Here is a 14,416-nt window from a genome sequence, read left to right on the forward strand (position 1 = left end):
ATCTCCTCTTTCACAAAAATATTCTTAACGGTTAATTATACCACATATTTTCGTCTTTTACAATTTTTCATCTCGTTTTGACTTAAATCTTTACATAACGTGAAAAAATCCATGTAATAGCCGTTTTTCAAGGTTAAAAAGCCTGATTTTCGTTAAGTTACACTTAATGAAAATCAGGCTTTCGACTTTTTTCGTCTGTTTTTATCATTTATCGCGTATCTACATATATACTATATCTCTATATCCACTTCACCGGCCTTTATCTTGAATATCTTTCCCTCAGGCAAATTCTTCGCTACTTTACCCGATATGTCGGCAGTAGTTATAAACAACTGGTTACCTCCCAAAGAATTGATCAGATATGTCTGCCTGTCGTTGTCCAGTTCTGACAGCACGTCATCCAGAAGCAATATAGGCTTTTCTCCCATTTCTTCCTCTATGAGCCTTATTTCCGACAGTTTCAGTGAAAGAGCCGCCGTTCGCTGCTGTCCCTGGGAACCGAATTTCCTCAGATCTATATCATCTGCCGATATTTTAAGGTCGTCCCTGTGAGGGCCTCTTCCGGTGCTTCTGTTCTCCATATCCTCTTTTCGTCTTTTCACCAGCATATCATAGAATGCCTGTTCCACATGCGATAAATATGATTCTTTCTTTTCTCCATCCTCTTCCGGGATATCGAAGCTGGTCTCGTATCTGAGTCCCAGATTTTCCCTTCCACCCGATATCCTCCCGTGTATCTCTCTGCTTATCTTATCTATGCGCTCTATGAATTGGCGCCTTCTGACTATGATATGCGCTCCGTACCTGGCCAGTTCCCTGTCCCATATATCCAGTATAGAAGGTTCTATGACGCTTTCCCTCAGATAAGTGTTCCGTTGTTTCAACACCTTTTTATAGTTGGAAAGGTCGCTGAAATATCCGGGCTTCACCTGGCAAAGCTCTCTGTCGATGAAACGTCTTCGCTTTTCAGGCTCATCTTTCACTATTTTCATATCCTCAGGAGAGAACACTATGATGAATATCCTGTCCAGCAGCTCCGACGTCCTGTTTATCCTGACTCCATCCAGCTTGACGCCTTTTCTGCCATCCTTATTTATCACTATCTCAGTGACATGATCGTCATCATCGTAAAAAGATGTTATCCTCACACGGCAGAATTCCCTGCCAAACCTGATAAGTTCTTTATCCTTGGACGTTTTGAAGGATCTGGCCATAGCGTTCATATATATGCCTTCCAGAAGATTTGTCTTCCCCTGAGCATTATTTCCGATGAAAATGTTGACCTTTTCACTGAAACTGGCTTCCAGTTTCGCATAATTCCTGAAATCCTGAAGTTCTATTCTCTTTATATACATATCACATCGAAGGTATCCTTACAGGAAGTATCAGGTATTCGTAAGAATTTCCATCTACCGGCGTCACCAGACAAGGTGATGTCCCTGTCTTGAATTTCATCAGTATCTCTTCATCATCTATAGCCTTGAGTACATCTATCACGAATTTGGAATTAAATCCTATCTCTAGGTCATTGCCCGTTTTCTCAACGACTATCTCTTCCTTTACATTTCCTTCCTCAGATCTGGATGTAATTGTAAGAAGGTCATTTTTCAAAGCCATTTTTATCAGATTGTTCTTTCCTTCCCTTGCCAGGAGAGAAGCTCTCTCGATGCTTTCCAAAAGTATGGTTTTTCCAACGATTACATCTATATCGTTATCCTTCGGGATAATATCCTTGTAACGTATGAACTCGCCTTCCATGAGCCGCAGCATCACTTCTGTCGTTCCTATGGTGAACGTAGCTTTTTTTGTCCCCATAGATATGGAAAGATCGTCTTCTATCTCATCTTCAGATATTATTTTGCTGATCTCGTTCATTACTTTGGCGGATATTATGAAACTGTTTTCTTCAACGCTTATCATATTTTCTCTGGACAAAGCTAATCTGAAACCATCCAGAGCTACCATGCTGACGCTGTCTTTTCCGATCTCTGTAAGTATTCCCACCAATATACCTTTTGACTCGTCGATGGAAGCTGCGAAGGATGTTTTTCTCACCATGTCTTTAAATATATTTTTGTCAAAGATCAGCTGGGTGTCGGTCTCTTCCTTTTCTCCTATCTTTGGAAATTCATCCACAGGAAAGCTGACTACTGTGAATTCGGATGAATTCGTTCTCACCGATACTGTACCGTCGTCGATGGTCTCTACCGATATCTCTTCGTTAGGAAGCTTTCTCACTATGTCGCTGAACAGTTTTGAACCAACTACAGTGCTTCCTGCTTCTATGATCTCGGCGTCTATCTCTTTTCTGATGCTTATTTCCAGATCTGAAGCTGACATCACAAGTTTACCGTCGTTCTTGGCTTCCAATAAGATCCCTTTCAGGACCGGCAGAGTCGTTCTGTTGGATACTGCTTTAGAAACTGTGTTGAGAGCTTTCGTCATAGTCTGTTGACTGCAAGTGAATTTCATAATTTATGTCCTCCGAAAAATATAAAGATGGCGTATTATTATATATTATAAATATAGTAGTTGTAGTAGTAGGGCCTGTTGAAACTGTGGATAACCTTTGAGGCATTTGTAGCTGCTTATTTTTTTGTTATTTAAAAACTGTGGATAACTTGTTTTTTTTGTCAACATGCCTTGTGTATAATTAAGGATGATATGATCATATCATTGTATGTCGTCCTTTATCCTTCTCACTTCTTCCGCCAGGAGACTGTCGGTCTTCAACTCTGAGGATATTTTATCGTAGGCGTGGAGCACTGTCGTGTGATCGCGGCCGCCGAAGTATTCTCCTATCTTTGGAAGGGATGAATCGGTCAGTTCTCTGCAAAGGTACATGGCAATCTGTCTTGGGTGGGAAAACTCACGCTTTCTCTTGGAAGATTCTATGTCCGCTATCCGTATGCCGAATTGTTTGCATACGGCTTTCTTGATAGTCTCACATGTAATATTGAAGTCCCTCGTTGAAAATATATCGTTGAGGTTTTTCCTGGCGAACTTGACCGTTATAGGTTCTTCGAATATCTTTGAATAGCTTATTATCCTTGTAAGGGCGCTTTCCAGCTCTCTTATATTGAACTTGACTTTTTCAGCTATCAGGTCTATCACTTCCAGCATCTCATCGTCTTCCAGCGATACGTTTTCCAGTTTGGCTTTGTTTCTCAGTATGGCTACTCTCGTCTCGAAGTCCGGAGGCTGTATGTCAGCTATTATATTCCATTGGAACCTGGATCTGAGACGTTCATCCAGATCTGTCAGCTTGCTGGGATGTCTGTCGCTGGAGATGACTATCTGTTTCTCGAATTCGTAGAGGGCGTTGAAGGTGTGGAAAAATTCGGCCTGCGTACTTTCTTTGCCCTCTATGAACTGGATGTCATCTATCAGCAGCACATCTACGTTCCTGTATTTTTTCTTGAATGCTCTCATCTTGCTGTTGTAATTCTTTTTGTCCTGTATTGCTTTTATCAGCTCTGATGTGAACATTTCGGAGGAGACATAGAGTACCTTGGATGAAGGATCGTGTTCAAGTATGTAATGGCCTATGGCGTGCATCAGGTGAGTCTTGCCGAGACCTGAGCCTCCGTATATAAAAAGCGGATTGTATACCGCGGCCGGTGATTCGGCAACTGCCAGCGCTACGGCATGGGCGTAGTTGTTGTTGGAACCTACGACGAAGTTATCGAAGTTGTATCTGGGATTGAGGAAGTATTCTTCTCTGAATTCTTCTTCTTTCTCTTGTTTAGGCTCTTCTTTCTCGTCAGGCAGGGAGCTGTTTTTTTTCATGAATGCTTCTATTTCCTTTTCGCTCCTGTTTTTTATGACGACCTTGTACTTTCTGCCGGTAACGCTTTTTATAGCGCTTTCGAATATTGAAATATATCGGTTTTTGAGGACTTCTATGAGGAAGTCATTGGACGAGGCGACGTAGAATATCCCAGCGTCTTCATCGGTTTCGAGAGGAACCAGTGGAGCAAACCACGTGCGATAGCTTACCTCGGTGACGTTCTCGTTTATTTCCGAAAGTATATCTCTCCATATTTTGTCTTCTATCTTTTTTTTCATAAGTTTTTCCTCTCCGTAAGCGATAGATATATATTATCAAAAAAAGTTATCCACAGGCAATAGGTTAATAAAATTTCTCAAAAAAACAACGCGGGTAAAAGTTATCCACTACTTGTGGATAAAATTGTGCAAAGTTTACACAGGATTAACTATATGTTGGATGATGTTAGATAGCCGTAAATTAAATGGTTATAAATGGCATTTTAACAACGAGAATATGGAAGGAGAGCGGTTAAATTTAATTGACACCAATTTGCTCAAAGGGTATAATAGTAAAGCGTATGACATAAGTTGAAATTTAGATTTATGTATTAAAAATGGAATAAAATCAAAGGAGGAAACGGCATTATGAAAATGACTTATCAGCCTAAAAAGAGGCAGAGAAAAAAAGAACACGGCTTCAGAAAAAGAATGAAGACAAAGAACGGTAGAAACGTATTGAAGAGAAGAAGACAAAGAGGAAGAAAAGTTTTATCAGCATAGAGACCGCAGGCGTGGTCTTTTTGTTATGGTTGGTAATGTTATGCTAAAAAGGGATATACTGAGAAGAAAAGAAGATTTCGATCTGATATATAAAAAAGGAAGGTCCGTGGGAGAACGGTACATAGTGCTTTTTTATATGAAGAACGGTCTTTCATATAACAGGATAGCGTTTTTAGCAAGCAAAAAAGTAGGAAACAGCGTTAGAAGAAACAGAGCCAAGAGGCTTATGAAGGAAAGCTATAGGTTTTTGAAGGATGATATCGGAAATGGTTACGATATCATATTTATAGCACGCAACACCATCAACGGCAAAAAATTGCGCGATGTGGAAAAATCTATGGCTAATTCACTTTCTAAATCGAAATTGTATCAGAGGTAAGAGGCGTGCAGGATGAAAAGGATATTGATTTTAATAATTAAAGGATATCAGAAGTTCATTTCTCCTCTTTTCCCGCCGACATGCAGATTTTATCCTACTTGTTCTACCTATTTTATACAAGCGTTGGAAAAGTACGGGTTTTTTAAAGGCTCTTACCTGGGTGTAAGGAGGCTGCTCAGATGTCATCCTTTCAACCCGGGAGGATATGATCCTTTAAAATAGGAGGAAATTTATTAATGTATACGATACTGGGAGTAATAGCAAGGCCTCTGGGATGGCTTTTGGGATTACTGTATGACTTTATAAGCTATTACGGTATTACTATTATACTGTTTACGCTTATCGTAAAGCTTTGTCTGTATCCTCTGTATATAAAGCAGACGAAATCCATGGCTAAGATGTCGGCTGTTCAGCCTAAGATGCAGGCTATACAGAGAAAATATGCCAACGACAGGGAAACTATGAACATAAAGATGGCCGAGCTTTACAAAGAAGAGAAGTTCAATCCTATGGGGGGATGTCTCCCTATGCTTATCCAGATGCCGATAATCATGGGGCTCTTTGCGCTGCTGAGAAACCCGATGCAGTATATGGGTAATGACAGCAGCATGATATTCGCCTTCCACGAATCATTCGTATGGATAAACGACTTGAGTCAGCCGGACCCGTGGATACTGCCGATAATCGCCGGCGTCGCCACATTCATATCCTTTACGATGAACCAGGCTCTCAACGACACAGGTTCTTCCAATCCACAGATGAATCAGATGAATGGTATGATGAAGATGATGAAATATATCTTCCCTATCATGATATTGTGGATGGCAAGATCGTTTCCGTCGGGACTTGCGCTTTACTGGGCTGTCAGCCAGATAATACAGATATTCTTTAACATACACATGGCCAGCATCAGGAAGAAACTCAAGATGGAAGCTGAATTGGAAAAGAGAAATAAAAAATAGACCACGTTGATTTGTTTGGAGGAGATAGAAAATGGACTATTCGGAAAAGTGGGGAGTTGACGTCGAGGAGGCTGTCAGACTTGCTCTCATAGATCTTAAGCTCTCCAGAGACGAAGTGGAAGTAACGGTGCTGGAGCAGCCCTCAAAAGGCTTTTTCGGCATAGGTTCAAAACTGGCGAAGGTAAGAGTCGAGAAGAAGAAGGAAGAAAAGAAGGAGGAAGCGGCAAAGACAGATGTCGTCTTCGATAAAGAAAAAGGCGCTGAGGGTCCTGAGGCTGTCGAAAATGATGAAGCTGTAAAGGAAAAGAAGGTTGAAACTGAAAGACATCAGAACAGAGACGGCAGAAAGGATGACAGAAAGTCCAGAAAGAACAGAAATCGGAACGAAAGGAAAGTTCACGATGGGAAACAGAACGAGAGAAATCTCAATATAGACGTAGTGGACAAGGAAAAGCTGGAAGAGGTCGAAGAGCACGAAGCCCTTACTTTCCTCAAGGACGTGACCGAAAAAATGGGCCTTCATTTGAACTTCAAGGCCAGAGTCGGCGAGGACATGGTATATATAGAGATGGATGGAAAGGATTCGGGGACGATAATAGGAAAGAGAGGACAGACTCTCGATTCTATACAGTATTTGACCAGCCTCGTCATAAACAAGGACAGTGAAAATTATATAAAGGTCGTCATAGATGCGGAAAATTACAGGGCCAAAAGGCAGAAAACTTTGGAGCAGCTGGCCGAAAGGCTGGCGGCTAAAGTCATAAGGACCGGTAAATATGTAAGACTGGAGCCTATGAATCCTTATGAAAGGAAGATAATCCACGCGACCTTGCAGCAGAATCCTGAAATAATAACCAGAAGCGAGGGAGAAGAACCTTACAGGAGAGTCATAATAGAACTTAAGAAGTGATTTGTCGAGTCCGCAGAATTTTGCGGACTCGGGTTTTATTTATACGAAAAATACGGATGGAGCTGTCCGTTGAGAAGTAAACGATTGTGTCAGTTATATCATGAGGAGCGTTTTATCATGGAAGATACCATTGCCGCTGTCGCTACTCCTTATGGAGAAGGCGGAATAGGCATAATAAGAGTAAGCGGAGAAGATTCTCTTCGTATATTGAATGAGATATTCAAGCCGGCAGACTGCGGGAAAGCGGGAATAGTGAACAGAAGAATGACATATGGCCGTATAGTAGATGAAGAGGAAAATAAGATTATCGATGAAGTCCTTGCGGTTTATATGAAAGGTCCAGGTACTTATACCATGGAGGATGTGGTGGAGATAGATTGTCATGGGAGCGTAGTATCGCTGAGAAAGACTTTGTCTCTCGTTCTTCGTCATGGTGCCAGATTGGCGGAACCCGGGGAGTTTACAAAACGGGCGTTTCTCAATGGAAGACTGGATCTTTCTCAGGCGGAGGCTGTGGCTGATCTGGTGAAAGCGAGGACCGATAAAAGCTTCGATGTAGCCATGTCACAGTTGGAGGGAGGGATCTCTCTTAAAGTCAGGGAAATAAGAAAGGAGATCCTGGATCTTCTTGTGGAGATAGCTGTCAATATAGATTATCCCGATGAGGATATAGAGGAGATAACTTACAGCAATCTAATCAAAAATATATCGTCAATAGGCGAAACGATTGAAAAATTGCTTGATACAGCTTCAGCCGGAAGGATGATAAAAGACGGTATAAAGATAGCTATAGTAGGAAAGCCAAACGTAGGTAAATCTTCTTTGATGAATGCTCTCCTCAGAGAATCAAGAGCTATAGTGACTGAAATACCGGGAACTACCAGAGATACCATAGAAGAGGCTGTAAGCATAAGGGATATCCCGGTTTATCTGGTGGACACAGCAGGCATAAGAGATACATCTGATAAGGTGGAAAGGCTGGGCATAGAAAGGTCTAAAGAAGCCTTTAACAATGCTGATTTCATTATTTTCATAGTGGATGGCAGTCTTTCTGTATCAGAGGAGGACAGACAGATAGCTCGTCTGCTGGAAGGGAAGAAGTCTCTCATTCTGGTCAATAAGAGCGATCTGGGACGAAAAATCGACGACGGGGAATTGAGACAATTGGCAGGCAGTGCTCATATCATAGAAACTTCGCTGATAAATGGTGAAGGCGTGGATGAAATAGAGGAGCTTATAGAAAGGATGGTCTATGGCGGAGATCTTTCCCAGAGAGAAAGCGTCATGGTGAACAATGTGCGTCATGAGAGTCTCCTGAGATCGGCCGGCCAGTCGATGAAAGATGCTCTCCATATGGCTGAAAAGGGAGAAGCGCTGGATTTTATAGAAAGCGACGTCAATGACGCTTACGAATATTTAGGCGAGATAACAGGAGAGTCGGTTTCTGACGATATAATAAATGAGGTATTTTCGAGATTCTGTCTCGGAAAATGAAGTATGGGCAGTAACGCGAAGGCAGGTACCACAAATGGAAAAATACTTGATGGGAACATATGATATCATAGTAGTCGGTGCGGGACATGCCGGCTGTGAAGCCGGTCTGGCAACCGCCAGGATGGGGAAAAGGACGCTGATGCTTTCCATAAATCTGGAGGCTGTAGCCATGATGGCCTGCAACCCGTCTATAGGAGGAACAGGGAAAGGGCATCTGGTTAGGGAAATTGACGCTCTTGGTGGAGAGATGGGCCTCAATATCGATAAAACATTCATACAGAGCAGGATGCTCAATACGGCAAAGGGCCCTGCTGTTCATTCGCTGCGCGCTCAGGCCGATAAAAATCTCTATCATCTGGAAATGAAGAGAACGCTGGAAAATGAGAAAAACCTTGATCTCAAACAGGGAGAAGTGGTGGATCTGATAGTCGAAGACGGAAAGGTCAGAGGAGTGGTGCTTAAGACAGGCTCCTGCTATAGATCGAAGGCTGTGATATTAGCTACAGGGACCTTCCTGGCCGGAAAGATATTCATAGGAGACAGCGCTTATGACAGTGGGCCTAACGGCATGGCGCCTTCCATGGAGCTGGCCGGAAAGCTGAGAGAATATGGTCTTCCTATGAGACGGTTCAAGACAGGGACACCGGCCAGAGCATTGGGAAAGAGCCTGGATTTCAGCAAGATGACAGAGCAGAAGGGAGACGACGAGATAATCCCTTTTTCTTTTATGAACGACAGACTGGAAAAAGACCAGGTCAGCTGTTGGTTGACTTATACCAATCAGGAGACTCACGATGTCATAAGGAAAAATTTTCACAGATCGGCTCTTTTCGGAGGTCAGATAGAAGGGATAGGACCCAGATATTGTCCTTCTATAGAGGACAAGGTCAACAGATTTGCCGATAAGGAGCGGCATCAGCTTTTTATCGAGCCGGAAGGCCTCTACACAGATGAGATGTATATACAGGGGATGTCTTCAAGCCTTCCTGAGGATGTGCAGCAGCAGTTTTATATGACTATACCGGGATTGGAGAATCTTGAGATAGCCAGGCCGGCTTATGCTATAGAATATGACTGTATAGATCCTCTTGATCTGAAGATATCGCTGGAAAACAGACATGTGGAGAATCTCTTCTGTGCCGGCCAGTTCAACGGCAGTTCCGGTTATGAGGAAGCCGCTGCTCAGGGGCTGATGGCGGGAATAAATGCTGTGAGGAAGATAGATGATAAGGAGGAATTCGTGCTGGACAGGAGCGAGGCTTATATCGGCGTCCTTATCGATGATCTGGTGACCAAAGGGACAAATGAACCTTACAGGATAATGACCAGCCGTGCTGAATACAGGTTAGTCCTCAGGCAGGACAACGCTGATCTTCGCCTCACGGAGAAGGGATATGAAGCAGGGTTGGTTACAGAGGAAAGGTACAGGAGGTATCTTGAAAAGAAAGAGATCGTAGAAAGAGAGACTCAGCGTCTCCGTAAAAAGGTACTGAAGCCGGAGGAGGTCAACGCCTTTTTGGAAAGCAGGGGCAGCACTCCCGTCAAGGCTCCTGTTTCCATGTGTGAGCTTCTGAGGAGACCTGAGGTGAAATATGATGATTTAAAGCTTCTTGATCCGGAGCGCCCGGCCCTTTCATCTCATCAAAAGACCATGATGGAAGTACAGATAAAATATGAGGGCTATATCGAGAAGCAGCTTCGCAGGATAGAAAAATTCAAAAAACTGGAGAATAAAAAAATTCCCCAGGACATGGATTATGATCTCATCGAGGGATTGAGGCTGGAAGCCAGGCAGAAGCTCAACGATATCAGACCTCTGTCCATAGGTCAGGCATCCAGGATATCAGGTGTATCACCGGCTGATATAAATGTACTGATGATATATATGGAAAAGGAGAGAAGGAGAAAGGGATAGATGCCATGGAAGAATTGATGAAGGTTTTCGATATCCCGGGGGTGGATAGCAGCGACGAAAAGCTGCGGCAGCTTTCCGGATATATGGAGGGGATACTGGATTTCAACGAAAGCATAAATCTCACTGCCATAACTGACAGAAAGGAGTTCATAGCGAAGCATTATATAGATTCATTGATGTGCGCCGCAATGGATGAAATAAACGATGCGGATACGGTGATAGATGTGGGGACAGGAGGGGGGTTTCCCGGCGTACCGCTGGCTATAGCCTTTCCTGAGAAGAAGTTTACATTGATAGATTCGCTCAATAAACGGATAAAGATAGTGAATCAGCTGTGCGATGAGCTGGAAATAAAAAATGTAAGAGCTATTCATGGCAGAGCGGAGGAGCTGGCCAGAAAAAAGGATATGAGAGAGCAGTTTGATATTTGTGTTTCCCGCGCCGTGGCTAATATGGCCACTTTGTCAGAGTACTGTTTACCTTTTGTGAAAGTGGGCGGCAGCTTCATAGCTTACAAAGGGCCGGATTGCGAGTCAGAGGTGAAAGAGGCGTCAAATGCTATAGAGAAGCTGGGAGGCTGTCTGCTGAGGATAGAAAGTCCTGAGGCAGATGGAGTTGCCTTCGATCACCGACTCATAGTAGTGAAGAAAATTGCCGCTACGGCGGTGAAATTTCCGAGAAAACCGGGAACTCCGTCGAAAGAGCCGATGAAATAGCGTAAATCGGCTCTTTTTGTATGACGAATACCTCTTTTTTGCAGCTGGACAAGCTGATAAAATTTAATCGGAAAGGGGGTAGCGATAATGTTCATGAGAAAGACTACGGAGATACCGATAGCTATGATAAGGACTAATTCCCAGCAGCCCAGACAGGTCTTCGCCCAGGAGCAGCTGATGGAGCTGAGGGATTCGATAAAGGAATTCGGAGTATTGCAGCCCTTGATTTTAAAGAAGGAGCAGAATGGGGAGTATTTGCTCATAGCCGGAGAACGGCGGCTCAGGGCGGCGATGATGGCAGGATTGGATAAGGTACCTGCTATGATAAGAGAAGCCAGTGAGGAAGAGATAAGTCTTATCGCGCTGGTGGAAAATATCCAGCGCGAAAATCTGGGATATATAGAAGAAGCCAAGGCCTATAAAAACATAATGGAAAAATATGGGATAAGCCAAATGGAATTGTCGGAAAAGCTGGGTAAGAATCAATCGACCATATCCAATAAGATAAGGCTTCTATCTCTTCCGGAAGATATACAGGAAATACTGGTCGATAATAAATTGACGGAAAGACACGCTCGTGCTCTCCTGAAAGTCGAAGATGATAATTCCAGAATGGGGATATTGGAAAAAGTATTGAAGCATGGACTCAATGTGAAGCAGACCGAAAAGCTGGTGGACGATTATTTCAAACAGCGGGAGCTGAAGGAGAGGGAGAGAAACAAGATAAGACATATCAGTTATAAGTTATATATAAATACGCTAAAGAGAGCCTTTAATGATATGGAGTTGGAAAAGAAAGGAGCCACCTTCAGTCAGGAAGATCTGGGAAACGATCTGCGGGTAACGATAGTGATCCCTAAGGAAATCGATAGTATGGTCGTATGACATCCTCCTCCAGGATAGTTTTAAAATAATGTTTCACGTGAAACATTATTTTTTTTGTGAAGAAATGCGAAAACGATAGTAAAAGAAGTTGTGATGGTATATAATGTTTAAAGCAGAAACCCAATGCAGGACGCATTTTGTTTAAGGAGGAATAAAGTGGGGAAGGCTATAGCTATTTTTAATCAAAAAGGTGGAGTCGGTAAGACTACTACTAATATCAATCTTGCAGCATGCCTGGCTATAAAAGGGAAAAAGATCCTCATATTGGACATAGATCCTCAGGGGAATACTACCAGCGGAGTAGGGATTTCCAAAAAGGATTTGGAGAATACAACACATGAGATATTGATTGAGGATGATTACGATCCTAGGAAGGCTATATTGTCTACAGGTGTAGAAAATCTGGATATAATTCCGGCCAGCGTGCAATTAGCCGGAGCAGAAGTGGAGCTGATAGAGTTGGCAGGAAGGGAAAAACGCCTCAAGAGGGCTATTGACATCCTGAAACCCGAATACGACTACATATTCATAGACTGCCCTCCATCACTGGGAATATTGACTATCAATTCCCTGACAGCCGTCGATTCGGTGCTCATTCCTATACAATGCGAGTTTTATGCTCTTGAAGGTGTAAGCCAGCTGATGAGCACTATCGATATAGTTAAAAGGAACATGAATCCTGATTTGGAGATAGAAGGAGTTATTCTCAGCATGTTCGATGGAAGAACAAATCTTTCCATACAGGTGGTAGAAGAGGTCAAGAAGTATTTTAAGGAAAAGGTATATACGACCGTCATACCTAGAAACGTTCGTCTGGCAGAGGCTCCGAGTTACGGAATGCCTGTGATACAGTATGACCCTAAATCCACAGGAGCTATGGCTTATATGGAATTTGCAGACGAATTTCTGAATGCTGAGGAGGATGAGTAGATGGCGGCAAAAAAGACGAGAGGACTGGGAAGAGGTCTTGATGCTCTTTTTGGCGATGTAGAAGTGAATTTGTCTGTTAAGGAAGATGACAGGGCAGAGGAAGCGGCGAAACAGGAAAATGGGGATCCGGCGAAGAGTGCAGAGAGCAGCGAAAATGAAACCACTCGTGTTGAGAATGGCATATCGTATATAGACATCAATGACATAAAGCCCAATCTCAGTCAGCCGAGAAAGAATTTTGACGAGGAAAAGCTCCGGGAACTGGCTTCATCTATAGAGGAGCATGGTCTCATACAGCCGGTAGTCCTCAGAAAAGCAAAGGTAGGATACGAGATAGTAGCCGGGGAGAGAAGGTGGCGTGCTGCCAGGCTTATAGGAATAAAGGAACTTCCGTGCATCGTGAAGGATCTGACCGACGAAGAAAATATGCTGCTGGCTATAATAGAAAATATGCAGCGTGAAGATCTGAATCCTATAGAGGAAGCGGAAGGGATAAGCCAAATGATGGATACATATGGTCTGACTCAAGAGGAAGTATCCAAAAGTTTGGGGAAGAGCAGACCTTATATAACTAACAGTCTGAGATTGCTGAAGCTGAATACAGGCGTCAAGGGGTATGTATCGGATGGAACTCTTTCCGCCGGACATGCCAGAGCGTTGGCTGCGATCTCCGATGAGGAAAAGCAGCGTGAGCTGGCTGAGATAGCAGTCAGAGAAGGTCTTTCAGTAAGACAAATAGAGAAGCTGGCTCGGGAAAACAAGGAGACGCGTGGCAGAAAAAGCACAAGGTCAAAGAGCAAGAGTCCTGATGTGATGCGCGTTGAGGAAGATTTGAAGGAGATATTGGGAACTAAGGTGAACCTTAATCAGCGAGGGAAAAAAGGAAAAATAGAGATAGAGTTTTACAGCAGAGAAGATCTTGATAGATTGATAGAACTGTTGAAAACACTAAGCTAAAGGGATTTGTTTCATGTGAAACATCCATGACGAACCGGTGATCAAATGAAACAGGAAGAGTTAAATGAAAAATTAAAATCGGTAATCAGACAGGCACGGGAAATAGGCATTCCCGTGCCTGATAATATATCGGAAAATGTGGTGATAAATCCCCGCCCAAGAAAGAGATTTGGCTGCTGCCGCAGGCAAGCAGATAAATTTCAGATAGAAGTGAGCAGTTTTGTTTTAGATTGTCTTGATGATAAGATCGCTGGAGTGCTGGCCCATGAAATTTTGCATACCTGTGCCGACTGCAACAATCATGGCAAAATATGGAAAACACATGCCGCAGCCATGAATGAAGCTTATGGATATAATATAAAAAGGACATCTACATTTGAAGAAATGGGTCTGTCAAACATGACCCGTGGATCTGAAACAAACCACCGTACTCCGGCAGTCAGGTACATCATAAAGTGCAGGAAATGCGGGAAAGAATATCCGAGGCAACGCCGCAGCAAAGCAGTCGAAAATGTGGGGAGATACAGATGTGTGTGCGGCGGGCGGCTGATGATCCTGTGTCCGGCCAAAAAAAGTCGTGTGGATACCTATAGATATGGTAAGGGGTAAAGCGTGATCTGAAGAAAAATATTGAAGTCGCGTCGATATGTGATATAATAGAGAAGAAAGCGGCATATGAAGTGTCACCAGGTCGTCAGAAGATGACTGCCAATAAGC

The 14,416-nt window shown here is 43.1% G+C and carries 15 protein-coding genes; 12 read left to right on the plus strand and 3 right to left on the minus strand.

What is annotated here, in order from left to right; translation table 11 throughout:
• Positions 1-230: 230 nt before the first annotated feature.
• The 3 genes from recF to dnaA form a co-directional block, all read right to left on the minus strand.
• Complete coding sequence (gene recF / locus ACQY69_RS08500; protein WP_428260101.1) at positions 231-1,355, minus strand: DNA replication/repair protein RecF; 1,125 nt, start codon at positions 1,353-1,355, stop codon at positions 231-233.
• 1 nt (position 1,356) lies between these two features.
• A complete protein-coding gene (dnaN, locus tag ACQY69_RS08505; protein ID WP_428260102.1) occupies positions 1,357-2,472 on the minus strand; it encodes a DNA polymerase III subunit beta in 1,116 nt (371 codons plus the stop codon).
• Positions 2,473-2,673: 201 nt separating this feature from the next.
• Positions 2,674-4,068, minus strand: coding sequence for a chromosomal replication initiator protein DnaA (gene dnaA, locus ACQY69_RS08510; protein ID WP_428260103.1), 1,395 nt, complete (start codon positions 4,066-4,068; stop codon positions 2,674-2,676).
• A 348-nt stretch (positions 4,069-4,416) separates the two neighbouring features.
• Here dnaA and rpmH point away from each other — a divergent pair, with 348 nt between their 5' ends.
• The 12 genes from rpmH to ACQY69_RS08570 all read left to right on the plus strand — a co-directional run bounded on the left by rpmH (position 4,417) and on the right by ACQY69_RS08570 (position 14,308).
• Positions 4,417-4,551, plus strand: a complete 135-nt coding sequence (gene rpmH, locus ACQY69_RS08515; RefSeq protein ID WP_177268160.1) for a 50S ribosomal protein L34 — start codon at positions 4,417-4,419, stop codon at positions 4,549-4,551.
• 40 nt (positions 4,552-4,591) lie between these two features.
• The gene (rnpA, locus tag ACQY69_RS08520; RefSeq protein WP_428260104.1) at positions 4,592-4,930 is read left to right on the plus strand and encodes a ribonuclease P protein component; all 339 of its coding nucleotides are present in this window, start codon (positions 4,592-4,594) and stop codon (positions 4,928-4,930) included.
• 12 nt (positions 4,931-4,942) lie between these two features.
• Positions 4,943-5,152: a membrane protein insertion efficiency factor YidD gene (gene yidD / locus ACQY69_RS08525; protein WP_428260105.1), complete on the plus strand. Its 210-nt coding sequence runs from the start codon at positions 4,943-4,945 to the stop codon at positions 5,150-5,152.
• Positions 5,153-5,166: 14 nt separating this feature from the next.
• Positions 5,167-5,892 (plus strand): YidC/Oxa1 family membrane protein insertase, encoded by a 726-nt coding sequence (locus ACQY69_RS08530; protein WP_428260106.1) that lies wholly within the window; start codon positions 5,167-5,169, stop codon positions 5,890-5,892.
• A 31-nt stretch (positions 5,893-5,923) separates the two neighbouring features.
• Positions 5,924-6,802, plus strand: a complete 879-nt coding sequence (gene jag, locus ACQY69_RS08535; protein WP_428260107.1) for an RNA-binding cell elongation regulator Jag/EloR — start codon at positions 5,924-5,926, stop codon at positions 6,800-6,802.
• Between the two features lie 117 nt (positions 6,803-6,919).
• Entirely contained in the window at positions 6,920-8,296 is a 1,377-nt protein-coding gene (mnmE, locus tag ACQY69_RS08540) for a tRNA uridine-5-carboxymethylaminomethyl(34) synthesis GTPase MnmE (protein ID WP_428260108.1), read from the plus strand.
• Between the two features lie 34 nt (positions 8,297-8,330).
• Positions 8,331-10,211 (plus strand): tRNA uridine-5-carboxymethylaminomethyl(34) synthesis enzyme MnmG, encoded by a 1,881-nt coding sequence (gene mnmG, locus ACQY69_RS08545; RefSeq protein WP_428260109.1) that lies wholly within the window; start codon positions 8,331-8,333, stop codon positions 10,209-10,211.
• Positions 10,212-10,216: 5 nt separating this feature from the next.
• Positions 10,217-10,927 carry a 16S rRNA (guanine(527)-N(7))-methyltransferase RsmG gene (gene rsmG / locus ACQY69_RS08550; protein WP_428260110.1) on the plus strand — a complete coding sequence of 237 codons (711 nt, stop codon included), beginning with the start codon at positions 10,217-10,219 and terminating at the stop codon, positions 10,925-10,927.
• Between the two features lie 87 nt (positions 10,928-11,014).
• Positions 11,015-11,812: a ParB/RepB/Spo0J family partition protein gene (locus ACQY69_RS08555; protein WP_428260111.1), complete on the plus strand. Its 798-nt coding sequence runs from the start codon at positions 11,015-11,017 to the stop codon at positions 11,810-11,812.
• A gap of 156 nt (positions 11,813-11,968) precedes the next feature.
• Positions 11,969-12,742 (plus strand): ParA family protein, encoded by a 774-nt coding sequence (locus ACQY69_RS08560; protein ID WP_428260112.1) that lies wholly within the window; start codon positions 11,969-11,971, stop codon positions 12,740-12,742.
• Positions 12,743-13,699: a ParB/RepB/Spo0J family partition protein gene (locus ACQY69_RS08565; protein WP_428260113.1), complete on the plus strand. Its 957-nt coding sequence runs from the start codon at positions 12,743-12,745 to the stop codon at positions 13,697-13,699.
• A gap of 45 nt (positions 13,700-13,744) precedes the next feature.
• Positions 13,745-14,308 carry a SprT-like domain-containing protein gene (locus ACQY69_RS08570; protein ID WP_428260114.1) on the plus strand — a complete coding sequence of 188 codons (564 nt, stop codon included), beginning with the start codon at positions 13,745-13,747 and terminating at the stop codon, positions 14,306-14,308.
• Positions 14,309-14,416: the final 108 nt, after the last annotated feature.

This window comes from Gallibacter sp. Marseille-QA0791, assembly GCF_965119705.1.
Classification (GTDB): domain Bacteria; phylum Bacillota; class Clostridia; order Peptostreptococcales; family Anaerovoracaceae; genus Lentihominibacter; species Lentihominibacter excrementipullorum.